Below are 23922 nucleotides of genomic sequence, written 5' to 3' on the forward strand. Positions count from 1 at the left end.
GGTTGAAAAAACATGAAAATTCGTATTATTTAGTGTTTATTGTCCTTTGTGTTATATAATATAAGTATCAACTTAAATTGTAGGGGGCTTTTCAATTATGCAAGTAAGAACAACTCGTCTTGAGGCTGAGGATGCGAAAATTATTTATCAAGAAACGGCTGGACTCGCGATTATTACGATCCATCGACCACAGGCGAAAAATGCGCTTACCGCAAATATGTGGGATGAATTAGCTAAAATTGCACTAAAAGTGTTAGATAATCCTAAAAATAAAGTGCTTATTTTACGAGGCTCTGGTGAGAATTTTACAGCAGGCTCTGATATTAAAGAATTCAACGCTATTTCTTTGGAAAAGGCAGAAGAAGCTTTTCTACATATGGAAAAAACAATATCAACGATTGAACGTTTACCGATTCCAACAATTGGTGTTATTAACGGTCCTGCAATGGGCGCAGGGTTAGAACTTGCTTTAGCATGTGATATTCGCATCGGCTCTGAAAAAGCAAAATTAGGCATTCCTGTAGGCAAATTGGGCATCACATTAAACAATAAATTTGCCCAGCGTCTTGTTCAACTTGTTGGCCCATCTACAACGAAGGATTTGGTATTTACAGGTCGTATGTTTAAAGCCGATGAAGCCTTTAAACTGGGTATGCTGAACTATTTAGTAACTGAGAAAGATTTAAATAAATTTATGATTCGAATAGGCAAGCTGGTAGCCGGAATGTCTCCAGAATCTTTACTTGCTGTAAAGCAATCTGTTCAAGAATGTGTCGATAGTGTACCAACATTATGGCAAGGTTCTACACCATTTGTAGGCAGTGATTTTACAGAAGGCTGCCGTGCCTTTGTTGAAAAGCGTCAACCTCAATTTTCACGCGCATCAAAATAGAAAACAGGTACTCACTCGCCCTATTGCGACTAGAGTACCTGTTTTTTATTTTCGTTTTTGTACAACAGAGTGCACTTGAACATTGATACCATCTAGTTCGTAGCCAAAATGCTGGTAAAAAGACTGTTGTACGTCTTCTTGTAACTGATATAAGCGACGGGGCAATGAATAATCTATCGGCATCTTTAATTGCAAAGATATTATGACCTTTGCCTGCTCTCCAAGGCTAAACTGTATTTGTTCTACTTTTTGCACAATATCTTGCTGTTTACAAGTATAGGTTAGTAATTGCACATAGACTTGCTTCTCTATTTCAATATATTCCTGTTGGAAGTCAGGACGCACAATGGTTGTTTCACCGATTTTTTCGCGTTTAGGTGTGAAAATTTCCTTCCCCTTTTGCACCAGTCGTTTAAAGAAATTTTGCTCGACTTGACGGTACGGTATGGGCATAACATGTTTTCCTTGCGTTTGGCGAATAAATCGCGCCTTTTGGATTTCCTTTTGAGAGCGAATATCCTCAACATAATAATACGTTTCAATCGGCCCTAGTTCCAAGCGCTTGGCAATATTATTCGTCATTTTATCAGACGTACCAATAAGTAATATAGATTGAACATGATATGTATCGAGAGCTTTAACGACTTCTTCACGATGCGCTTCTTCTGAAAAAATCGCACGTCGTACAGCAGTTATCGTATTTTTTTCAAACTTCGCAGAAATCCCTGCTACTTTCACGCCATTGACAATGAGTAAACCGTCATCAATAATGGCTTGTACTCCTATTTTATGTGCAAAAACGAGCGCGCTTGTACTTTTTCCTGTTCCACTTGGTCCACTTAAAGAACATACCTTCATCTAAAAAACCACCTTCCTTGCTTAATAATAGCAGAAATATATCGCTACTATCATTTAGCATCGTTACCCGTTATTATTTTGTACAAAAATATTGTCATTTAAGCTTAATTTTTTCCGCTAGCCTATGCAAGCATCTTCTCCATTACAAGAATATATTCTTTTTTCAGAATAACTTCCCCTTTCTGTGCTTTAGTATGATAAAATGTGTACTACTATTCTGTTATACAACTATAAGGAGTGTCCTAGTTTGAAAATCGTACCATCAAAAAAAATGTCTCTATTTACACCAGCAATTTTCGGAGATTTAAAGAACTTTGCTAAACAACAACAAGCAAAAGGTATGTCTTTAATCGATTTAAGTTTAGGTAGCCCTGACCTTCCACCACATGCAAAAATCCGTGAGCATTTATCTTACAGAGCAGGCTTGGCAGAATCATATGGCTACACATTAACTGGCACACAACGTTTTTATGATGCAGTTAGCCGTTATTATAAACGTCGTAGCAATGTCGATTTAGACCCTACAACTGAAATTATTCAAACAATCGGCTCTCAAGAAGGCTTAGTCCATCTACCAATCGCCTTTTGTGATCCAGGAGACATCGTTCTGTCAACAAATCCAGCTTACGTCGCTTACGATGCAGGCATTCATCTAGCGGGTGCCACACCCTACTATATGCCCCAAACAGCAGATAACGATTATTTACCTGATTTAGACGCTGTGCCAGAAGAAGTTGCACAAAAGGCCAAGTTACTTATCTTAAATCTACCAGGTAATCCTGTACCAGCTATGCCTTCTCTTACGTATTTCGAAAAGGTCATTGCTTTTGCTAAAAAATATAATGTGATTGTGCTACATGATGCGGCGTATTCAGAGTTTTACTTTACTGGTGACGGCCCGATAAGCTTTTTAGCGGCGCCAGGTGCAAAAGAAGTAGGGATGGAGATCAATTCCTTATCAAAAAGCTTTAGCCTAGCTGGCACACGAATTGCTTATATTGCTGGGAATGCTGACATGATTGCTGTCTTAAAACAACTCAAATCGAATTTAGACTTCGGTATTTTTGAACCAATTCAAGATGCGGCGGTAGTTGCTTTAGACCACGCGGAAGAAATTACAGAGAACTTACGTGCAACATTCTCAGTGCGTCATAAAACGTTAATGAATGGCTTACGTGAACTTGGTTGGGATGCAGCTCCTTCTGATGGTGGCATGTTCGTTTGGGCAAAATATCCGTACGATATCGACTGCACGGATTTAGCATTTAAGCTAATTGAACAAATTGGTGTTGTAACAGTACCGGGAACAGTGTTTGGTACAGCAGGGCAAGGCTACCTACGACTTGCTCTTGTTCAGCCAAAAGAGGTCTTACAAGAAGCAGTAGATCGTCTAAAAAACGTTTCCATTTCCTAATATTTAATAAAGCATGTGATAAGGATGATTCCCTTGCACATGCTTTTTATCTTTTCCGTTTGGTATTGCTAAAATAAAACAGCTACTGTATCTCACAGTAACTGTTTTTTGTTACACATCATATTTTTGTACTACTTCATCTTCGTAGCGATTATATCGTTGCTTAAATAGCTTAAATAAATGTGTGACGAGTACTTTTAAAATTGCATAGCCTGGAATCCCTAAAATTACTCCCGGTACACCAAATAATGAACCTGCTGTTAGCAAGACGAAAATGATCGAAATAGGATGGATGCTCAAGGATTTCCCCATAATTTGCGGAGAAATAAACTTCCCTTCTATTAACTGCACTATCGTCCAGACGATGGCTAGTTTAACAAGCATTAATGGCGAGTTAACAAGCGCAATAATAGCAGCTGGTGTAATTGCAATGACTGGTCCTAAATAAGGAACTACACTTGTTATCATAGCTAAAAAACCAAGTAGCAATGCATATTTCATGCCGATAATTAAGAAGCCAATTGTGACCATTGCCCCAATACACATTGACACTAAAATTTGCCCTTGTATGTAAGAACTAATTTGCTTGTCCATATCGTGTAAAACATCATGTAAACCTGGACGCATGCGAGGCGGGCATATTTTCATAACAAATTTCGGTAATTTCTCGCCATCTTTTAATAAGTAAAATAATATAAATGGTACCGTTACAAGCGATAAAATAATGCCTGTTAAAGTTGAAAGAAAACCGGTTATCCCTGTTGCAACACCTTGTGCTAAATTAGCCGCTGTATCTTTTACTGTTTCAATAATATCTGTCGTAAAATTCATAACAACTTTTTCATAATTAAAATCCATATTGGCTAAATACTCATTAACACGTGAGTTATTTAAGTATTCCACTATATTTTGTGTTAGTGCCATAAAATAGACAGGGAATTCCTGTGCTAAATTCGTAAATTGATCTCGTAAAAATGGATAGACCAACACGACAAGTAAAGTAATGACGCCAACTACACCAATATATAAAATTAAAATGCCCCAAATTCTTGGGATACGCCACTTTTCAAGTATTCCTAATAATGGTCGTAATAAATAATACCCGATTACGGCTAGTACCCCTGGTAAAATAACAACCTCAAATAATACTTGTAGCGGGGTAAATATAAAGGAAACTTTTCCAAACATGTAAATGACACATGCGAGTAATAATAAAATAATTAACGTAAATAATAAATTTTTACCACCTAAAAAGCGAATAAACTTCGTCGAAAAGAAGTTTGAATGCTCCCTCGGTCTTTTTTCACTCATCTACTCACCCCAATCCGAATGCTCACCTATATTTTACAGGATAATGTTGGCTTTTGCGAAGTTTCACTCTAAGGAAATTCCTAAAAATTTACTTAAAAACGCTTTGTTTGCCTTTTCATCAATCACAATAGCAGATCCTGCATGGCTAAAGTTTTGGAAATCATAGCTACCTTCAATAGGTATTGTCGCTTTCTCGATTGATACTTTCCCTTTAGACACCATTTTTAAAACTTGTTGGATTTCACCTGCAGATGAATAATCAGTCGTTACATAACCTTGTGCGGCACCGATGAATTTAGGTAAATTCAATAGATTTTGTGGTGCTAATATTTCATTTTTTAATGCTTCAATCACTTTTTGCTGACGAGCAACACGGCCAAAATCCCCTTCCGCATCATGACGGAACCTTGCATAGCCAAGTAATTCCTGCCCATTTAGATTATGGGTACCTTTTGTAAGGGTAACACCAATTTTTTCCGACATATCCTTTTCTACATCCATTTCCACACCATTAGGTGCTAAAATGTCTACAAGTGATTCAAAATTTTTAAAATCGACAAGTGCGTAATGGTGAATCGGTAAACCAAACATATTACTTAATGTGTCTTTTAACAGTTGAACACCGCCTAAATAATACGCCGTGTTTAGTTTATAGGATTGATAGCCGGGAATGTCTGCATAAATATCCCGCATAAATGATACTAGTTTCACATCGTTTGTTTTCTTATTCCAAGATAATACCATCATTGTATCTGTTCGCGATTTCTCCTCACCGCGTGTATCGATTCCTAATAATAAATAGTTCTCAATATCGTCCTTTACTTCGTCTCCACTAAAGTCTTCTTGGGGTACCAACGTGTCTGTAGCTAATTGCAAACCACTTCGATATTGCATAATACTGTATCCAGCAATGACAATGACACAGAGTAATAAGAACGTAAACAGTGCTCTTCCTTTACGCAATCGACGTTTCTTAGGACGTTGTGAGCGTCTTGTATAGTCTTGCTCTTCCATAACGAACTAACTCCTCTATTTTTTTATAGTTAATGTAACGATTGAAAGTAAGGAAAGTTTCATTTTTCTCCTACTATCCTCATCAGCATCTATCTATTCGTTATTTTACACCCTATTTGCCAGTAATGAACAAAATAATGCTATAATATTTTCACAAAAGAAAGGATGATGAATATGATAGAAAAAGCGACGTTTGCAGGTGGCTGTTTTTGGTGTATGGTAAAGCCATTTGTAGAATGGGACGGCATACATAAGGTTACATCAGGCTATATGGGTGGCCATTTAGAAAATCCAACATATGAAGACGTTAAAAAAGGCAACTCAGGTCATTTAGAAGTAGTCGAAATTGAATTTGATCCCACTATTTTTAGTTATGAACAGTTACTTGATATTTATTGGATGCAAATTGACCCTACAGATGCCTACGGTCAGTTTCACGACAGGGGCGAATCCTATGCAACGGCCATTTTTACGTATTCTGAAGAACAAAAAAGAATTGCGCAGGCATCGAAAGAAAAGCTTGCCAATAGTGGTCGCTTCGATAAACCTATTGTAACCACAATTCGTGATGCTCAACACTTTTATCCAGCAGAAGATTACCATCAAGACTATTACAAAAAAGAACCGAACCATTATAAACAAGATCGAGCGGTATCAGGACGTGATGAATTTATTGCGGAACATTGGAAAAAATAATAGAAATCAAAGACAGTTTCTCTAAATCATACAAAAAGAATCCATCGTGTGAAAAACACAAGATGGATTCTTTTTTCATTAAGTTAAGGTAAACGACTGCATTGCATCAAAGAAACGCTTGCCATACTTCTCGAATTTCACTTCACCAATACCACTCACTTGTCTAAGTCCTTCCAGCTCTGAAGGCTTTTTATCGCATAATTCACGCAATGTTTTATCAGAGAACACGACAAATGGTGGTACCTTTTCTTCATCGGCAATCTCTTTGCGTAATATGCGTAAGTGTTCAAATAATGGATCATTATCTGCAAGTTGTCGAACCGTAACAGCTTGTTTTCGCATAACTGTTCGCTTGCCTAACAAAACAGATTTTCCTTCCTCCGATACATAAATTGTTGGAAATGTGCCATGTTTAACTGCTAATAATCCTTCCGCAATTAAAAATTCGATAAAATTAGAAACCTCCTTCGAAGATTGCCCTTTTAAAATGCCATATGTTGAAAGTCTTGAAAATCCAAATTCAAGAACTTTTTGATTTTTAGAGCCTATTAATACTTGTGCTACCATTGTTTTGCCAAATTTTTGTCCCATTCTTACAACACATGCTAATACCTTTTGTGCATCTTCCGTGACATCTTTTACGTCCCGGTTATCTTGACAATTACTGCAACGTTTACAAGGTGCGGCTGCCTGTTCACCGAAATACGTTAAAATCGCATTTTGTAGGCAGCCTTCGGTATGACAGTAATCGACCATCGTTTGTAATTTTTCTAATTCCTGTGCGATACGCGCTTCATCACGTGTCTGCTCAATTAAAAAACGTTGTGTTTGTACATCCCCTGAAGCGTAGAGCAAAATACAAGCACTCGGCAAACCATCACGCCCTGCGCGGCCCGCTTCTTGATAATAACTCTCCATATTACGTGGCATTTGATAGTGAATCACAAAGCGAACATTACTTTTATCGATTCCCATACCAAACGCATTGGTTGCGATCATAATGCGAGCCTCATCTTTTAAAAATCGTTCTTGTTCAGTCATACGCAAGTTCTCTGACAGTCCTGCATGATATTTTGCAACCGACACACCCGCACGTGTCAGTGAGTCATACAATGCATCAACTGATTTACGTGTCGCCGCATAAATAATGCCGACTTCCGATTTATTTTTTTCAATATAATTTTTAATATAGCGCTCTTTATTTTCACCGATTAACACCGTAAAAGCTAAGTTTTCACGTTCAAAGCCTGTAATGAGTGTTGCCTTTTCGTCAATCGATAATAATTGACGGATATCCTCACAGACAGCAGGAGTTGCTGTAGCAGTTAAGGCAAGCACAGTGGGTTGTTGTGCCCATAATGTAAATAATTTTTGAATGGCGCGATAGCTGGGGCGAAAATCATGGCCCCACTGCGAAATACAATGCGCTTCATCTACAGCTAGCAATGGTACATATAATTGTGATAATGCTTGTAAAAAGGCAGCACTTTCTAATCTTTCCGGTGCAATATAGAGCAGCTTCAAATAACCTCCACTCGCTAGCTGCATCGTTTCATCCACTTCTTGTGCTGATAACGTACTATTGATATAAGCCGCCGGTATATTCGCTGCTCGCAATGACTCAACTTGATCTTGCATTAGGGAAATTAACGGTGAAATCACAATCGTTAAACCATCAAGCATTAATGCCGGAATTTGATAGCAAATCGATTTTCCTCCACCTGTCGGCATCACGCAAAGGCTCGACTGCCCACTTAATGTTTGCTCAATAATTTGCGCTTGTCCGGTGCGAAACGAATCATAACCAAAGTGATGCTGTAGCATTTGTCTTGCTTGCTCCATTCTCTTTCTCACTCCTCTGCTATAAGGCGAATTAGTTTGTAATCGCCTTGATCATTTTTGAAAATCTCATAGGTCATGATGGAATGTGCAAGTGCTTCCTGTCCCGCTGAATTGGTCAGCACGTATTCCGTTTTTGCACGCACAATAATATTTTGCCCTACTTTCTCTATCTGTTTAATAGTTGTATTAGAAAAATGGATTTTCGCTTGCTTGGACGCATAATAAGCAACCATATCTTTCAGCGTATGCTGTAAATCCTCTGCACCAGTAACAGACTGCATCACACTGGCATCATTAATCGCAACTGCCGCCTTTAAATGCTCATGAAATGTATCAATAAATATTTTTACCTCGTCCTCATTATAGGCAAAAATATTCTTCCCGTATTTATCAAGTATTTTTTGCACCGCTTCTTTGTCACCGACTTCATTATAAGCATACAAATTTTTAGATTGAGACAAACGATCCTTTGCCTTCATGCCGTCAGTAATCCATTCATCAAGTAACTGTACTATATCTTGAAGTGGCAATATGTATGGTTGAGAAACGCCCTGTTGCTGTCGATTAAAATAAACGCCCACAATTTGACCATTTTCTGCCTCCATCACAGGGCTACCGGGTGGTAAAGCTTGGTCTACATCTATATAATAAGCAGCGACCTTGTCACTATATCTTTTGATTGTGTGGGGTAAGCCATCGACATACACGGCCAAGTGATCCAACTTGCCATTGAATACAGTTGGAACATTGACCGACGCATTATATTTCACTTGTAAAATAGCAATATTATAAGCAGTAGATATATAGCGTACATCAGCTTCTACAAGTTTATCGTTACTAAATTGCACAAGGGCAGTAGGTTTTGATGCGACCAACGCTCCGTTTGTTACAATATAGAGCATCGAAGGGTCTTTCTTCACAATAATACCCGCGCCAATAGCGCTCTCCCCTACAACCGTCACCTCTGGAATAAGCTTTTCCTCTTGTTTCTCGACGGGTTTGTCAGATTTAATTGCTGTTTTTTCCTTGTTAAACATGTCGGCAACAGATTGATCACCACAACCTGTTAACAGGAGGGTTGCCGCTCCAACGATAAGCATCTTTTTTCGCATTTGTTCACCAATACTTTCTATCGAACTTCTTTCTTTACTATCATAAACAACGATGTCATTTGTTTCAAGTTTACATAATATCATTATTGAAATATATCCGTTAAAATAAGGCCATTTTTAAAAATTTATCTACTTACATTAAAGAAAAATAGCATTTTGTCATACTTTTCGAAGTGTTCTTTCTGTTCAAGAAGCACTCTTTAAACGAGCAAAAGGCAGTAACGACATGTTAAGTTGCCGTTACTGCCCTTGCAATTAAAATTTTTTTGAAACCTGCAAAAGACATGCTATTTATTTCTTCCTTAATACAAGTGCTGTAGTAATAATCCCAAACGTTAATAGCAAAAAGATAACGAAGGTAAACGAATGGTTACCTGTTAAATCATAGCAATAACCGATTAGTGTAGGAATAATTGCGCTCATCATAAATCCACCAGACATGACCATTGAGGACCAGCTATTGGCCTCTTCATGCGAGCGTGCTTCATCCAATGGTAATAATAAACCAATAGGAAACAATCCACTTAGCACAATCCCAATAATAAGAACGCCAATCCATACTAGCCATCCCGTTCCTAACCATAATAGTGCAAAACCGATAACACCGATAATTCCTAATGACAATAGCCATCGAATACGATTTGACCATTTTTCCATTAGGATCGGGACAACTATATTTCCTATCATCTGTATGATTGACAGAAAAGTTAACATCGAACTGGCAGCAACGAGTGTTAAGCCTTTATCTTGTAAAATAGGCGTTAACCAAGACATCATCGAGAAAAATAACGATGTTTGAAAACCAAAATAAAGTAAAATCGTCCACGCACGGCTGTTTTTCCACGGATTACGTACAGCTTCCTTTGTTCGCTCATCCTTTTGTACAGACGACTGCTCTACCTGATTTGGGATAACAAGCAACCAAATTATAAGAGCAAGCACAGCCAGCATTGCCCAGCTACCAAGGGCAATGGTCCAATCTTTATGAAACCCATTATAAAATGATACCGTTAATGCCGCACTTAATGTTGCACCTGTCCCAATGCCAAAAGAATACACGCCAACTACCGTTGCAAAACGATTTGGAAATTGTTCTTTAATAAATGCATTTACCATCGGCCCGATAATAGCGATGGCAAGACCAGCAGCAAAACTTGTAACCACAAGCAAAACGAAGCTTTCCTGTAACCATCGAAGTCCATTGGCTAACCCAATAATAGTTAAAAGTAGTGCAATTGAAAACTTTGTACCAAGCCGTCGCTGTAACGGAACAGCCACTGGTGCAAAAAGCCCCATACAAAAGACAGGAATGGATGTTAATAAACTCATTTGCGTATTGGATACTTGAAGAGACTCCATTAACACATTAAATAGTGGCCCTATGCTAGTTACAGCTGGTCGCATATTGAGGGCGACGAAAAAAATACTGACAACAACGACGATTGTCGAAGCTGTCCATTGTTTATTATTCATAACGTTGAATACCTTTCTAATGCCAAGTTCACTACTATGTCATTGTCCTTGATAAATAATGTTGTCAGACATCCGATTTCTTCTAGTCTTCTTTTAGCATTTTCTCTGCTTACGGTCAATATTTCATTATTTTTATATGCATCCTGCTTTATTTGTGCTTTTGGCACAATAAACTTAGAGAAGCATCATCACATATTTTTCGGTGCTTCGATTCCTAACAAAGCTAATGCTTCGTTTAGAATTATAGCTACACCTTGACATAATGTTAAACGGCAACTTTGTAAGCGATCTTTTGTTAATATTTTATTCGTTGCATAATATTTATTAAACGCACGAGCTAATTGTAAAGCATATTTAGCTACGATGGAAGGATCTACTTGTTCATAAGCGTTCGTTATTACACGAGGAAATTGTTCAAGTAACAACAAGACCTGCCATGCCTGTTGTCCTAACGGTTGGAAAGACACTTCCTCAAGTGGACCATCTGCTTTGTCCAAAATGGAGTGAATGCGTGCATGCGTATATTGGATATATGGGCCCGTTTCCCCTTCAAACTGCATCATGTCGTTTATAGAAAATTCAATATCATGGATGCGATTATTTTTTAAGTCATTGAAAATAACGGCACCTACACCAACCTGCCTTGCTACTTCTTCTTTATTTTGTAAATGTGGATTTTTCAGTTGAATACTTTGTTTTGCAGTCTCAATCGCTTCTGTCAATACATCATGAAGAAGAACAATTTTCCCTTTTCGCGTTGACATCTTTTTTCCATCTTGAAGTATCATTCCAAAAGCCACATGGCGTAAATCTTGTGCCCAATCATAACCCATTTTTTCAATAACGTGAAATAACTGTTGGAAATGCAATGTTTGTTCATTGCCCACGACATAGTAAATTTTTTCAGGATTATACTGTTGCTTTCGATAAAAGGCAGCGGCTAAATCACGCGTAGCATACAGTGTAGCGCCATCTGTTTTCATTATGATACAAGGAGGCATATCCTCTAATTCAACCACATATGCACCTTCAGATAGTGTCAGCAGTTCTTTTGTTTGTAATTCACTTACAACCGCTGGCATTTTATCATTATAGAACGCTTCTCCTTCGTAACGATCAAATTGAATACCTAACAACTGATATAGTCCCTTAAATTCTTCTAATGATACTTCTCTAAACCATTGCCATAGAGCAAGTGCCTGTTCATCTTGCTCTTCTAACGCTTTAAATGCCGCTCGCGCTTGTACAATTAACGTTGCATCTTGTTGTGCTTCTTCATGAAATTTTACATAAATTTTCAATAATTCTTTAATTGGTGCAGCTTCAATTGCTTGTTGGTTTCCCCATAGATGATAAGCGACAATTAACTTTCCAAACTGAGTACCCCAATCGCCTAAATGATTAATACAAATAGCCTTATAGCCATTTTTCTCTGCTAGATTGGCAAGGGCATTGCCTATAACTGTTGAACGTAAATGCCCCATTGAGAAAGGCTTGGCAATATTTGGTGAAGAAAAGTCGAATACGGCACTGCCTTTACTTATTGGACTTGTTCCATATAATTTTTGCTCTTTCATCACTTTGCTTAATACTTGTTGTGTGATGAGGTGTTGATTTAAAAATAAATTGACATATCCGCCAACTAGCTCGATAGATTGTATCAGCTCACACGTTACATTTTTTTGAATTTCAGTTGTAATGGTTTGTGGAGATTTACCTAGCTGTTTAGACAGTTTAAAACACGGCAGGGCAAAATCACCCAATGCTCTATTTTTAGGTTTTTCAAGTAATGTTTCAATCTCCTCGGCTGCTACTTGCTGATGTAATGCTATCGCTAAACTTTTCGCAATGTGTGTTATCAATCCATTCCCTCCTCTACAAAATAAAAAAGCTCCCGTCTCAAATAAGAGACGAGAGCAATGCATTCCCGTGGTACCACTCTAGTTGCCATTATTATGACCACTTTCAATTGATAACGGGGTGACGCCCCGGTATTCCCTACTAATATTTCGGGAAACTTCTCCAAAGTGCGTTTCATTCAAACGACCTGCATTAGGCTCACACCATCCCTAACTCGCTTGGCAGCTCAAAATGAATTACTGTCTTTTTCACAGAATGTACAATTGTTAATTTTGGAATATTTTACATGATTATATTCTTCAAGTCAACGTTGTTTTGGTTTAAGTAGCGAACGATGGATAATGTCAAATTTCTCCACTTACATTCAAGCTCACTTCTTCATTTAAAAAAATGCGAATATCTATTAACGTAATTCAATTAAATTAGGTAGCTTCTCCAATACTACTTTAAACTCTAGTAAGTCTTTAAATATATATTGTTTATCAATGCCATTAAAGAAAGTATATTGCGCACGTTCGAGATTATTCGTGATTTCAAGGGAGATCGAAACATGCGTCAAATCACAGTCCGGTAAATGACAGTGTTCTTCAGCAAACCATTTAACGAATACAGGTTCCGTTATCTCTTTTGTATAGAAAAGTAAATTTTGATCTTCATAAAATCTAAACTTAAAGCCCTTTTGCAATAACAAGTGTAATATTTGTTCTTTTGTCTCCATTGTTCATCCTCCTATAATGAAAATATTTTTTTGCTTGTAACAGTTTTACACCTAGATTATACCAAAGTAAACATTCCCAATTATATACATCTTTCTATGTTAACATTATTTGTTTGATTATTAAAATAATACACCTACATTTGCAACTACAATACCTACAGCTAATATGGTGTTTTTATACGTTTTGCAATAAGAAAAGAACATATTTTGAAAACCTATAATCAAAACATGTTCTTGATATTAAATAATTACATTTCAATAAATATGAAAGAAAGTGAATCGACAGCGTAACTTCAATTTTTGGCAGTCTGTAGCACCTTGCTCTTATTGACATCGGACAGCACTTTGACAGAAATAGCTCTTGCGTACTCATCCAAAAGTGCAATCGTCTTCTTTATTTCCATATAAGTTGTTTCAGGGTTAATCGTACACATTCTTAAAACTACTTGGCCGTTTAATATCGTCGTAAAGACCCCAGCATAAGCACTACTTACCATTTTTCTCGAAATTTCTGTATTCACTCTATTTATGATCTCATCGTCAAAATTCGATGGTGAAAATCGAAAATTGACGATTGCCAAGTTCGCTTTCGTTATAATGCTCCAATCCTTGTACTTTAAAACTTCACTTTCTGCATATTCTGCTAGACGTATACCATGATTAATCAATTCCTCCATCTTATCCGACCCTAGAACTTGCAACGTGAACCACAGCTTTAGCGCTCTAGCTGGCCGTGTCAGTTCCATACCAAAGTCCCAAAAATTAATTTCTTCATTATTTATTTGTGCATCCCTTAAATATTCAGGATTAGTATGAAAGCTATGAAATAATAGGTTTTTATTTTTAACCAAAATCATGCCACAACCATACGTCTGAAATAACCATTTATGGGCATCCCAACTGACGCTATCGGCATTTTCAATCCCTTTTAACTTACTTTTATGCTTTTTTGACAGAAGGACAGTCGCTCCATAAGCCCCATCAACATGCATCCAAAGGTTAAACTTTTGGCAAATGCGATGAATATCTTCCATACGATCAATACTTCCTGTATTAGTGGAACCAGCACTGGCAATCACTATAAATGGCTTTAAGCCTAATGATAAGTCTGCTTTTATTTGTTCATGCAGCAACATTGTATTTAATTTAAAATTATCAGTTGGAATAATTCTAATATTACGGTCGCTTAAACCAATTATTTTTAGACCTTTCATTACGGATGAATGTGTTTGATCGGAAATATAGGCTATTCCTTTGGCAAGATCACCATCCAATTTATTATCACGCGCTACGGTTAACGCAGTAATATTTGCAATCGAACCACCTGATACAAAAATTCCGCCAGATTGTTCGGTGTAACCAATTTTATTATTTAACCAAGCGATGAGTTCCTTTTCAATATAACTTGCCGTAGGTGTTGACATCCAACTTCCTGCATGCATATTGTAAGCATTGGTTACGACATCAGCTACCCATGATATGAGTGATGCAGGGCCTGGTACAAAACCAAAATAGCGAGGATGATTAAGCTTAGCTCTATATTTATAAATATATTCTACTGCATCAGATAGAACGTCGCACATCGGTCTACCTTCACTTGGTATTGCTAAATCATCCAATAGTTGAAATATATTGGCGTTTGAGAATTCAATGACCTTTTGGCTATGCAAATTTTGCTGCTCTGATAAAAATTTTCTTATAAAGTTTACCATCATCTCTTCTAGTTCAATTATGCTATCGATATTGTTATTCATACATCATCATTCCTTCATTTTAAGTTGTGCAACGTGCCATGTTTTTAGCAATTATTGTTGGTCACCCTACCAATCATCCGTTCTCCACTAAAAAATCCCCCTAATTTCAATGATTAGAGGGATGCTCTTCTTTAATAAAAAAGAAAGTTAAAATAGCCGTAAGTAATATGAAACAAAATGCTGCTAAGCTCGTATATTCAACGCCCTTTAGGAAGGCAGAGTTTGCAATATTGAGCAATTCAGTCGAGGAATCTTTTGGTAACGACTCACTTACCGCTAAAGTACCTGCAAGCGTATCTGTCGAACCTTCTGAAATCTTAGCCTGAAGATAATCTGGTAATAAAAACGATTGTCTATACCACCATGTAATCGCTCCCCCAATTAACGTCGTACCAAGGACAACGCCAACTTCATAGGCCGTTTCACTTACCGACGAGGCCCCACCCGCTTTTTCAGGAATAACTGATGAAATAATAAGGTCATTGGATACTGTAGTAATGATGCCCACACCACTACTAATGAACAGAAAAGATAAACCAATAATTAGAGGTGTAAGTGTTAAACTATAGACGGCTAAAAAAGAAATCGCAATAAGAATAAAGGACCCACTAATGATAAAATTAGGTTTCACCTTTTGCGCGATGACAACAATGCCTATTCCAGAAATAATCGCTACTATTTCACCTGGCACAAGGATAAAACTACTAATTAATGGCGATATTCTATGCGATATTTGAAGTAATTGTGTTGCAAAGAATATAAATCCTATTAATGAACCCAAGCTGACCATATTGATAAAGACAAGCGAAGAAAAGCTTTTATTTCTAAAAAGACTCATATCTAACAAAGGATTAGGTAAAACAAGCTGTCTTTTTACAAACAACATAGCAAAAATAGCGCCTATCCCTATGCTTAGTAAGCTTAGTTCCCATTCTCCACCAGTAGCAACTTGTTTTAACCCAAACATAATACCAAACATGGCAATGAAACTCATGCCAATACTGAAGAAATCTACTCTGCCAGTTAACTTTTCTTGTGATTCGGTAATAAAATTGTGAATAAAGAATATGACAGGAATAAAAAATGGAATTGAAATTAAAAAGATTGCATGCCACGAAAAGAAAGTAAGTAATACACCGCCAATAATTGGTCCAAGTACAGAACCAATTGTTAAGCAAGTAGCCCATGCTGCTACTACTAATCTTCTCTCCTCTCGGTCCAGAAAAGTAGAACGGATTAAGGCTAATGTAGCAGGTAGAATCATTGCGCCAAAAAAACCTAGCGCCGCTCTACCAGCAATAATTTGACCTGCATTTTGCGAAAAAATGATAATAAACGATATAATCGAAAATCCAAGACTACCGATAAAAAGTACTTTTTTGTGTCCTTTACGATCACCAATACCACCCATCGTAACAAGTAAACTTGCCAGCACTAAAGCGTAAGCATCTATTATCCAAAGCTGTTGAGCAGCACTCGGTGATAATGCATATGTAAGCTGTGGTAAGGCAAATGACAGAATCGTATTATCAATTGTTACACTCAAAACAGGCAATAAAATGATTAAAAGTGCCAATAGTTTTGGTTTACTTTTAATAATGGTGACGAAAGGACTTACAGATTTCTCCTCCATAATATGCCTCCTTTTCCTGTAAGCATAAGATTATTGACTATTAAAATAGCGGTTGCACTTTACTTTTAGCTCATTTAACGATTCACCTAAAACTTCTTTATGATTTTTCAACAAAAAAGAAAAGTCTTGGAAGCAATCCTCTTCAATAATCTGATTGAGATTCGTTATAGAATGGATTACATCATTTCTAATTTTCTCTGAATAAGGGTTAAACTTTTGAATATCCCAATATACATCAGGTGAATTTTGTGTGAGCCTGGCTGATAAACATAACATCATCTGCATAGGCGGTGGGGAAAGCTTCATCATTTCTTTTATGGAAAAATCATGTTTCTCCCCTAATACACTAATCAATGAAAGCATTAAAATATGAGGAAGTGCTTGCACAAGTGAAACTTTCTCATCATGGCGGTGGGGGTCAAACTCAAATACTACCATTTCATTGTATTCAATTAGATTTTTCATCATTGTATATGCTTCTGACTCTTCCTCTTTTACAAGTGCTACCGCTCTTCCTTGATAAGGTAAAGTAGGTGAAAACATAAAATTAATCCCTACCAAAGGGTTATTCGGTAAAAAGGTTTTCGCATGCTTAAAAAAAGAACTTTGTATCGAACATGTATTAATGATTTTTACTTCATCCTTCATTAAATGCGCTTTTGATGCTAATACATCTAAACAGGCGGATTCGGGTAATGCAAAAATAATTGCATCCCCCGAAGAGTAAATATCATTTATATCATCAGATAGTACATCAGATACGATAATTTCTAGGTTCGAGTAAAGATTTCCACACGCAGCCCTTAAGGAATCACCTTCACACGGCTCTTTATCTATAATGACTAGATGATGCCCAGACTTCATTAATAATGATGATAAAAAGTTACCAATTAAACCATTTCCCCCCAACACTAGTATTGTCTCATGTTTCATTGTTCTTTTGAACCCTCCTTATACTTTGAAACGGAACACATGCCTTAATTAATGTTTCACGGAACTCTTCTTCTGCATCTGATGCCTCTATAATAGCTCCTCCTACCCCAAAAGTTGCAACGTGATCTTTAATGACGACCGTTCTAATAACAATACTTAAATCTGTATAACCGTTAAAGCCAACCCAACCAATTGATCCAGAATAGATGCCTCGAGGAGACTCTTCCAACTCATCAATTATTCTCATCGTTCTCAGTTTCGGTGCTCCAGTCATTGAGCCCCCAGGGAAGCATTTTCCTATAGATTTAAAAATGCCATTATCCCAATTTAATTCGCCAACGACTGTGGAAACTAACTGATGTACAGATGAATAGGTTTCAACAACAAAAGCTTCTGGTACACTCACCGTATCGGGATGGCAAACTTCATTAAAATCATGCCTTACTAAGTCGACAATCATTAAATTCTCTGCTCTATCCTTTGAGGAAGTCATTAAACTTTCTTTCTCCAAACGATCTTGCTCTTCAGTCGTACCTCTTGCTCTAGTTCCCTTAATAGGTTTCGACGCCATTTTTCCGTTTTCGTCAATGCTTATAAACATTTCTGGAGAAGAACTTACAATTGAAAAACGTTCGGTATTGAAAAAAGCGCTATATCTTACGGGGCTCAAAAGTCTCATTTCTTTGTATAGCAGCAATGGATCAAAGCTATATGGCATGGAAGCGCGGTTTGTTAAACAGATTTCGTAAGATTCACCTTCAGTAATGTATGTTTGACACTGTTTTATCTTTTCTTTGTAGTCATCACTCGATATTTCTAAGTCAATCTCATGTTCTGTTGGAGGTATTAAAAATTCGACCGTTTTTCTTTGTATGGACTGTTCACTTTTCTGCAGTAGATCATCTGATATCGTTAAAATTTCACCCCAAAAGTTGCATACATAACGCTTTTGATTTCGATGATCAAACACTAAGATATTTTTAGGTAAATAAAGAACAGCATCTGGCAAATCTGAACTATGTTTATTCGGTATCCCTCGAAGTGCTTTTAACTCGTATCCTAAATAGCCAATGACGCCCCCATTAAATGGATGTAACACCTCTTTAGGCATTTCATTGGTTATTAAAGAAAATATACAGTCCATGACTTCGTAAAAATCTCCATAAACTGACTCTTGTCCTTTAGGACCAGTTATATCCAACCTTGAATCTTTCACATAATACATGAAGGAAATTGCCGCATCTACATCACAATTTCCCATAACTGAAAAACGGCTGCCAAACTCACTTGATAACTCTCCATCTAACCAAAAACTATCTTTTAAACCATAAAATAATTTTTCATAGATATTAATAGGAGAGGACACCAACCCTATTTCAATATTCTTGGGCGCTACAAACATTGGACACCCTACACCCTCTAGCTTTTCTTTAAGCGAAATCTCGTACATGTAATGGCCTCCCGTAGGATTTTTCCGCAGAAATATCAATAAAATTTTTAATTAATTCAACGCCAAACTCCGAATCAATGGACTCAGGATGAAATTGGACGCCATAAATAGGTAACTCTTTATGGGCAATCGCCATAATCAAACCATCTTGAGTATAAGCGGTTGCTTCAAGGGAAGGCGCAAGTTTAGTACAGATTAAAGAATGGTATCTAACTGCGAAAAAACTATTTGGCAAGCCTTTAAAGATATTATCACCACTATTGACAATCAGCTCTTTGTAACCATGTACGGGTTTAGGAGCTTTGCCAACCTCTCCGCCAAAACAATGATTAATCCCTTGATGACCTAAACAAATGCCTAAAATAGGAATATTCACTTCTTTAATCATCCTTTTACATATACCGAAATCTTCATCTTTTTCTGGAGTTCCAGGTCCAGGAGATAGAATGATATTATTAAATTCCGATAGATTAATTTTATGAAAAGGATAATCATTTGTTACGACGACGGGAGAAACATTCGTTACTCTATAAACATATTGCGCAATATTATTAGTAAAAGAATCATAATTGTCTATTATTAGTGTTTTCATTGGTTCGCTTTCATTCCTTTGATTAACTTATCTTCTACCTCACACGTTTCATTAATAATAACTTTAAATACATCTTCAATATATTTTGGGTTTAAATTCTTTTCTTTTGCTACGATGCTTGTTTTCTTTAATACATCTTCAATCCTTTTAGGCTGCATCATATTCACATTGTATTTGTATTTATATTTTGCTATTTCTGTACATACTTCCATTCTTTCCGATAACAGTGCAACAATTTTAGTGTTGATCGTATCGATTTCTGCTCTCCACTCTTCAAGTAATTCTTCTTTCATTATTTAATCCTCCTTCTCTAGTGAAATAATTTCGTTCTTACAAATTTCTAGCTAAAGATGAGCATCTAAATAAAATGCCTTTGGTATAGCATTAGAACAAATAGTAAATAAATATTGGAAATTAAGAACGGTTTATGAAAGATAAAAAATTGTTACCATTTTTCTAAGATATTTATTTATAACTTATAACCTATAGTAAAGATGGAGAGACCTGTCTCGTCAGAATATTTCTTATTTATAATTGTTTGGATGTTATAAAAATTATTGCTTGCTAATATCGCACTGACGCTTTCTCCCTGATTTTCATCATGTTCGATTAATACAACGCCATCTTTTTTTAATGCTCTATTCGCAAATAGAGCTGAAGCATTGATAATATCTAGGCCATCCTGTTCTGCATAGACCGATTCTTCAGGATGATGTACCCCCCATTCAGGAGGTTGCGCCATTTCTTTCGGTACATATGGGGGATTGGATATAACAATTTCTGCTTCGACTGGTTTTTGCAGCATTTTATCAAAATATTCTTTGATGTCTCCTTGATATACGGCAACCTTCTCGGCATGATGACGCAAGATGTTTCGCTTGAGATACTTTGTAGCTAAATCTGATTTTTCTATGCAGACAATGTTTGCATTCGTCATTTGCCAAATTTCTATCCCGATTGCACCCGAACCAGAACATAAGTCATATACTAAAGAACTCGGATCAATTGCTTGATTTTCTTTAATCCAATCAACGATCCCCAAACTTTGAATTCTCGGTATAAAGACACCTGTTCCAACAACATATCTATTAGAGTTCAGTTCTGCGTAGCCTACTATATGCTCCAACGGAATTCTATTACATCTTTCATGAATGTCTGCCTCAAATTCCTTTACTGCTTTTGGGTCATCTTGTCCCGCTTCTGTAAAATTATATTGATTGTATATTTTTTCGTAATCTCCCACAGGGTCCCATACTCCTGCGCTTTTTAAAAGGTTAATATAATCCTCTTTTGTCTTCATCATTCACTCCACGCATTGTAGTATGTTCTTAGTTGTTCTTTAGAAGATTTAGGATGTGTCAGGTAAAGAGAAAGGATTTCAGGTGGTGGAGCAAATTCCTTATGTAGCTCGTCTAAAATTTCTTCAAAACTATGAAGCATTCCTTTTTCTAAAATAGGATGCCAATAAGGTTGCACGTCCCAACGATATTCGTAACCAGTGGCGAACATTTCGGATGTTGTTTTAGCAATCAATTCATGTCTTGGTGTATTATAGAGAGGCTTTCGAATTGGATGAAAATCAGAAAGGTCAATATCGTTTTCAATCCCACTTATTTCGTTAGCTAAGTGTTCAGCGATTAAAGGAGATTGGTGTAACCCGTCTCTATATGTTCCTGTAGCTAACCAAAGACCATCATATTTAATTTGACCGATTAACGGGAATCCATCAGCTGGTATCGGTCTATTTCCAACTTGAATTTTTTTAATGTCGGCATTAAAAAGATCTAAGTGTAATTGTTCTACTGCACAATCTAATAAAAATTGTACATCCGATACATAGGCATTTTTCCTTGGAATATCCGATAGTATATTGGTTGCACCGATGTAAAGCTCTTTCCCATTTCGAGGAACGCAATGTAAACCGCAGGCAAATGCTCTATTTGGCGTTCGAATGACCCTGTTATAATTTTCTATGTCATCCAATTCTAAAAGTATTGATACACCGTATCCTGAAAACATTGGCGGTATTTTATTTTTCAATTCTAAATCGAAATCTAATAAATCTAACGACTGAACCCCTGCAGCGATAATAATATTTTTCGCAAAAATTTTCTGTTCGCTCAGTTCAATCCCACAAACTTGATTGCCTTCTGTAATTACTGATAGTGCATGTTCATTGAAAAGGGTCCCTCCAAGATTGTGAATGGCTTTGGAAAGTTTAGCTAATAAAATGTTAGGATCAACTGCATTTTCTTCTGGTATTAGTAATGCTTTAAGAGGCCTTACTTGTTCATCAGCCTTTAGCCATACGTGGTTATCTGGATCAATTATTTCATAGCGTTCCGAATTTTCTTTCAGCGCTTGTTCGATTTGCATAAAGTTTACAGAATCTACATCGCTTGTTCCTGCCGTGTTAAGGATTACTTCCGTTCCGTTGGCAATGATTACTTCTCTTTCATCACCTGAATCTTTCGTCAGTTTGGATAACCAACCTTCCCACATATTTTTAGCTTTAATATCCATTAATAATTTTTTTCGACCGAATTCACTTTTCATTAGACTTTCAGTCACTTCTCCATAACAGCCATTCATCGCGCCAGCAGCTATAGATGCTGCTGATTCACGTGCTTCCTTCCCTACAAGTGCAACCTTTTGACCTCTAGAGGAAAGTTCATATGCGATAGAAGATCCTATTGCTCCATTCCCTACAATAATCGTATCGAAATTAATATTGCTCATTATATAAGCCTCCAATGAAATTCAATTTTTTTGATGCACAGCAAATCATGAAACTACTTACTAAGATTTCTTAAAGTCTAGAAATCACTTAATTTACCGGTATTAAAATCATTCTGACATTTAAATCTTCACATATTTTCTGTTGCAATTCACCGAAAACCCCATTTCGGTATACCGAAAATAATTTGAAAAAGCCGATAAATCCATTCAGTTTGGCAGCGATAATGCGGACGAAAAAGCGTATTAAAACCTTTATTCAAACGATATTTATAGTTCCTAATTTTACAATGTTTAGGACATATTTTAATATAATGTTAATATGTGGTATTATTTACGGGATGGTGGTGTTATAGATGAGTTTAAATGTTAATAATCGATTGTATTCAACTATGGTAGATATTTTAGAGAAGTATGTAACGAATAAGGATATGAAAACGCAGTTATATGAATTTATCGACTTTAAAAAAGATGAAGGCTATTTATTTGGAGAGTTAGTCATACTCCATTATGTGATTTATAACAATAAACTAGAGAATCAAATTTTTAAAGTAGCAGCGGCAATTGAACTTCTTATTTTATCATTTGATATTTTAGATGATATTGAAGACCAAGATAATTTTTCATCGCCTTGGGTTCAACACCAAAATTTATCGTTAAATATTTCAAGTTACTTACTTTTTTTATGTCAGTTAATCATTAAAGAATCCGATTTTAAACATAAATATATCGCATTAGAACTTGTGGTCACAAAAGCTTTGCGTGCTATTGAAGGACAACATATCGATTTACTAAACAAGATATCTTGTGAAGATCGCTATATGGACATGGTTGTTTTAAAGTCTGGGTCCTTAACGGAGTTAGCTTGTTTAATAGGAACTGTTCTTGCGAATCCGGATAAAGCAACTGAAGTTCAATTTTACGGTAGTCACATCGGGGTAATCGGTCAAATTCAAAATGATATGGAAGGTATGAAACGTTGGGATGGAAAAAATGATTTGCTAAATAAAAAATGGACTTTACCCATTTTATATTTATTAGCCGTGGAACAAAATCATCCAGTGATAGAAAAAATCCAAAACTATTACAACGGTAAAATAGAAAAACACGAAATATTGAAGCTATTTAAAGTGATCGATTCACTTTTAGAAGAAACAGGTGCTTTTCTTTATTCAAAAGTCACCCAACAACTGTATCGGAACAAGGCTGAATCCAGCATTATGTCATTATCAATTAATAAAAAATATAAAGAAGCACTACTTAAATACATTTAAAAGGAGATCTTCATATGAAAAACATCATTCACTATCTAATGAAAGACACTGAAGTATTACATCTCTTAAAACACAATAAAATTTGTATTATAGGTATTTCTCCAGAAGAGAATAAGGCTCTTATAGACGTTGTCTTAAATAAAAAACCGCAGTTGCAAGCATATTATTGGAAATAAATTCAAATTAATATTATAAAACAATGGGACTATCACCTCGATAAGCAGAAAAGGAACACGATTCTACCTGTAGCTAGTCTTCTCGCATTTTTCTCGAAAAAATGTATGAGCAAACGAAAAAAGTAAGTTGAATACATCACAACTATACACACACCATCCCTGCCAATGGCTTTTGAAAGGAAAG

At 36.4% G+C, this 23922-nt stretch carries 21 protein-coding genes and 1 other annotated feature; of the genes, 5 read left to right on the plus strand and 16 right to left on the minus strand.

The window, feature by feature from the left end; all coding sequences use genetic code 11:
- Nucleotides 1-97: 97 nt before the first annotated feature.
- Nucleotides 98-892: an enoyl-CoA hydratase/isomerase family protein gene (locus MKY08_RS10665; RefSeq protein WP_069512585.1), complete on the plus strand. Its 795-nt coding sequence runs from the start codon at nucleotides 98-100 to the stop codon at nucleotides 890-892.
- A gap of 45 nt (nucleotides 893-937) precedes the next feature.
- Here the strand turns inward: MKY08_RS10665 and MKY08_RS10670 are convergent, their stop codons facing one another.
- Entirely contained in the window at nucleotides 938-1750 is an 813-nt protein-coding gene (locus MKY08_RS10670) for a hypothetical protein (RefSeq protein ID WP_069512584.1), read from the minus strand.
- A 247-nt stretch (nucleotides 1751-1997) separates the two neighbouring features.
- On the opposite strand from MKY08_RS10670, the gene MKY08_RS10675 reads away from it, so the two are divergent.
- Nucleotides 1998-3164 carry an aminotransferase class I/II-fold pyridoxal phosphate-dependent enzyme gene (locus tag MKY08_RS10675; protein WP_069512583.1) on the plus strand — a complete coding sequence of 389 codons (1167 nt, stop codon included), beginning with the start codon at nucleotides 1998-2000 and terminating at the stop codon, nucleotides 3162-3164.
- Nucleotides 3165-3275: 111 nt separating this feature from the next.
- On the opposite strand, the gene MKY08_RS10680 is transcribed toward MKY08_RS10675, so the two are convergent.
- A complete protein-coding gene (locus MKY08_RS10680; protein ID WP_069512582.1) occupies nucleotides 3276-4475 on the minus strand; it encodes an AI-2E family transporter in 1200 nt (399 codons plus the stop codon).
- 63 nt (nucleotides 4476-4538) lie between these two features.
- Nucleotides 4539-5489 (minus strand): LCP family protein, encoded by a 951-nt coding sequence (locus tag MKY08_RS10685; protein ID WP_069512581.1) that lies wholly within the window; start codon nucleotides 5487-5489, stop codon nucleotides 4539-4541.
- 174 nt (nucleotides 5490-5663) lie between these two features.
- Here MKY08_RS10685 and msrA point away from each other — a divergent pair, with 174 nt between their 5' ends.
- Complete coding sequence (gene msrA / locus MKY08_RS10690; protein ID WP_081327984.1) at nucleotides 5664-6185, plus strand: peptide-methionine (S)-S-oxide reductase MsrA; 522 nt, start codon at nucleotides 5664-5666, stop codon at nucleotides 6183-6185.
- 78 nt (nucleotides 6186-6263) lie between these two features.
- Here msrA and recQ read toward each other — a convergent pair whose 3' ends face one another.
- From recQ to MKY08_RS10755, 13 genes are all read right to left on the minus strand, one after another.
- Nucleotides 6264-8027: a DNA helicase RecQ gene (recQ, locus tag MKY08_RS10695; protein WP_069512580.1), complete on the minus strand. Its 1764-nt coding sequence runs from the start codon at nucleotides 8025-8027 to the stop codon at nucleotides 6264-6266.
- A gap of 8 nt (nucleotides 8028-8035) precedes the next feature.
- Nucleotides 8036-9223: a hypothetical protein gene (locus MKY08_RS10700; protein WP_256093195.1), complete on the minus strand. Its 1188-nt coding sequence runs from the start codon at nucleotides 9221-9223 to the stop codon at nucleotides 8036-8038.
- Nucleotides 9224-9430: 207 nt separating this feature from the next.
- Entirely contained in the window at nucleotides 9431-10612 is a 1182-nt protein-coding gene (locus MKY08_RS10705; RefSeq protein WP_069512579.1) for an MFS transporter, read from the minus strand.
- A gap of 188 nt (nucleotides 10613-10800) precedes the next feature.
- On the minus strand, nucleotides 10801-12474 hold the full coding sequence (gene argS, locus MKY08_RS10710; protein ID WP_069512578.1) for an arginine--tRNA ligase: 1674 nt from the start codon (nucleotides 12472-12474) through the stop codon (nucleotides 10801-10803).
- Between the two features lie 41 nt (nucleotides 12475-12515).
- Nucleotides 12516-12733: a binding site (T-box leader), on the minus strand.
- 142 nt (nucleotides 12734-12875) lie between these two features.
- On the minus strand, nucleotides 12876-13190 hold the full coding sequence (locus MKY08_RS10715; protein ID WP_069512576.1) for a hypothetical protein: 315 nt from the start codon (nucleotides 13188-13190) through the stop codon (nucleotides 12876-12878).
- A gap of 293 nt (nucleotides 13191-13483) precedes the next feature.
- The gene (locus MKY08_RS10720) at nucleotides 13484-14944 is read right to left on the minus strand and encodes an aminotransferase class I/II-fold pyridoxal phosphate-dependent enzyme (protein WP_069512575.1); all 1461 of its coding nucleotides are present in this window, start codon (nucleotides 14942-14944) and stop codon (nucleotides 13484-13486) included.
- A gap of 106 nt (nucleotides 14945-15050) precedes the next feature.
- Nucleotides 15051-16577, minus strand: a complete 1527-nt coding sequence (locus MKY08_RS10725) for an MFS transporter (protein ID WP_069512574.1) — start codon at nucleotides 16575-16577, stop codon at nucleotides 15051-15053.
- 30 nt (nucleotides 16578-16607) lie between these two features.
- A complete protein-coding gene (locus tag MKY08_RS10730; RefSeq protein ID WP_069512573.1) occupies nucleotides 16608-17510 on the minus strand; it encodes a prephenate dehydrogenase dimerization domain-containing protein in 903 nt (300 codons plus the stop codon).
- A complete protein-coding gene (gene pabB, locus MKY08_RS10735) occupies nucleotides 17500-18960 on the minus strand; it encodes an aminodeoxychorismate synthase component I (protein ID WP_069512572.1) in 1461 nt (486 codons plus the stop codon). The genes MKY08_RS10730 and pabB overlap by 11 nt, the downstream gene beginning before the upstream one ends.
- Nucleotides 18941-19552 (minus strand): aminodeoxychorismate/anthranilate synthase component II, encoded by a 612-nt coding sequence (locus MKY08_RS10740; protein WP_069512571.1) that lies wholly within the window; start codon nucleotides 19550-19552, stop codon nucleotides 18941-18943. Before MKY08_RS10740 ends, pabB begins: the two co-directional genes overlap by 20 nt.
- Nucleotides 19549-19845 (minus strand): chorismate mutase, encoded by a 297-nt coding sequence (locus MKY08_RS10745; RefSeq protein ID WP_069512570.1) that lies wholly within the window; start codon nucleotides 19843-19845, stop codon nucleotides 19549-19551. Before MKY08_RS10745 ends, MKY08_RS10740 begins: the two co-directional genes overlap by 4 nt.
- Nucleotides 19846-20021: 176 nt before the next feature.
- Nucleotides 20022-20852, minus strand: a complete 831-nt coding sequence (locus tag MKY08_RS10750; protein WP_069512569.1) for a HemK/PrmC family methyltransferase — start codon at nucleotides 20850-20852, stop codon at nucleotides 20022-20024.
- Entirely contained in the window at nucleotides 20852-22291 is a 1440-nt protein-coding gene (locus MKY08_RS10755) for an FAD-dependent oxidoreductase (protein WP_069512568.1), read from the minus strand. The genes MKY08_RS10750 and MKY08_RS10755 overlap by 1 nt, the downstream gene beginning before the upstream one ends.
- 353 nt (nucleotides 22292-22644) lie before the next feature.
- On the opposite strand from MKY08_RS10755, the gene MKY08_RS10760 reads away from it, so the two are divergent.
- Nucleotides 22645-23562 (plus strand): polyprenyl synthetase family protein, encoded by a 918-nt coding sequence (locus tag MKY08_RS10760; protein WP_081327982.1) that lies wholly within the window; start codon nucleotides 22645-22647, stop codon nucleotides 23560-23562.
- Between the two features lie 14 nt (nucleotides 23563-23576).
- Nucleotides 23577-23738: a competence pheromone ComX gene (gene comX / locus MKY08_RS10765; protein WP_141705594.1), complete on the plus strand. Its 162-nt coding sequence runs from the start codon at nucleotides 23577-23579 to the stop codon at nucleotides 23736-23738.
- Nucleotides 23739-23922 lie beyond the last annotated feature (184 nt).

Source organism: Lysinibacillus sp. FSL M8-0337 (genome assembly GCF_038593855.1).
Lineage (GTDB): Bacteria > Bacillota > Bacilli > Bacillales_A > Planococcaceae > Lysinibacillus > Lysinibacillus sphaericus_D.

What these genes read in the sequence shown, in the direction of transcription:
- MKY08_RS10665 (WP_069512585.1), top strand. Translation starts at nt 98, where the DNA reads ATGCAAGTAAGAACAACTCGTCTTGAGGCTGAGGATGCGAAAATTATT.
- MKY08_RS10670 (WP_069512584.1), bottom strand. Translation starts at nt 1,750, where the DNA reads ATGAAGGTATGTTCTTTAAGTGGACCAAGTGGAACAGGAAAAAGTACA.
- MKY08_RS10680 (WP_069512582.1), bottom strand. Translation starts at nt 4,475, where the DNA reads ATGAGTGAAAAAAGACCGAGGGAGCATTCAAACTTCTTTTCGACGAAG.
- MKY08_RS10685 (WP_069512581.1), bottom strand. Translation starts at nt 5,489, where the DNA reads ATGGAAGAGCAAGACTATACAAGACGCTCACAACGTCCTAAGAAACGT.
- msrA (WP_081327984.1), top strand. Translation starts at nt 5,664, where the DNA reads ATGATAGAAAAAGCGACGTTTGCAGGTGGCTGTTTTTGGTGTATGGTA.
- recQ (WP_069512580.1), bottom strand. Translation starts at nt 8,027, where the DNA reads ATGGAGCAAGCAAGACAAATGCTACAGCATCACTTTGGTTATGATTCG.
- MKY08_RS10700 (WP_256093195.1), bottom strand. Translation starts at nt 9,223, where the DNA reads ATGATATTATGTAAACTTGAAACAAATGACATCGTTGTTTATGATAGT.
- MKY08_RS10705 (WP_069512579.1), bottom strand. Translation starts at nt 10,612, where the DNA reads ATGAATAATAAACAATGGACAGCTTCGACAATCGTCGTTGTTGTCAGT.
- MKY08_RS10715 (WP_069512576.1), bottom strand. Translation starts at nt 13,190, where the DNA reads ATGGAGACAAAAGAACAAATATTACACTTGTTATTGCAAAAGGGCTTT.
- MKY08_RS10720 (WP_069512575.1), bottom strand. Translation starts at nt 14,944, where the DNA reads ATGAATAACAATATCGATAGCATAATTGAACTAGAAGAGATGATGGTA.
- MKY08_RS10725 (WP_069512574.1), bottom strand. Translation starts at nt 16,577, where the DNA reads ATGGAGGAGAAATCTGTAAGTCCTTTCGTCACCATTATTAAAAGTAAA.
- MKY08_RS10730 (WP_069512573.1), bottom strand. Translation starts at nt 17,510, where the DNA reads ATGAAACATGAGACAATACTAGTGTTGGGGGGAAATGGTTTAATTGGT.
- pabB (WP_069512572.1), bottom strand. Translation starts at nt 18,960, where the DNA reads ATGTACGAGATTTCGCTTAAAGAAAAGCTAGAGGGTGTAGGGTGTCCA.
- MKY08_RS10740 (WP_069512571.1), bottom strand. Translation starts at nt 19,552, where the DNA reads ATGAAAACACTAATAATAGACAATTATGATTCTTTTACTAATAATATT.
- MKY08_RS10745 (WP_069512570.1), bottom strand. Translation starts at nt 19,845, where the DNA reads ATGAAAGAAGAATTACTTGAAGAGTGGAGAGCAGAAATCGATACGATC.
- MKY08_RS10750 (WP_069512569.1), bottom strand. Translation starts at nt 20,852, where the DNA reads ATGAAGACAAAAGAGGATTATATTAACCTTTTAAAAAGCGCAGGAGTA.
- MKY08_RS10755 (WP_069512568.1), bottom strand. Translation starts at nt 22,291, where the DNA reads ATGAGCAATATTAATTTCGATACGATTATTGTAGGGAATGGAGCAATA.
- MKY08_RS10760 (WP_081327982.1), top strand. Translation starts at nt 22,645, where the DNA reads ATGAGTTTAAATGTTAATAATCGATTGTATTCAACTATGGTAGATATT.
- comX (WP_141705594.1), top strand. Translation starts at nt 23,577, where the DNA reads ATGAAAAACATCATTCACTATCTAATGAAAGACACTGAAGTATTACAT.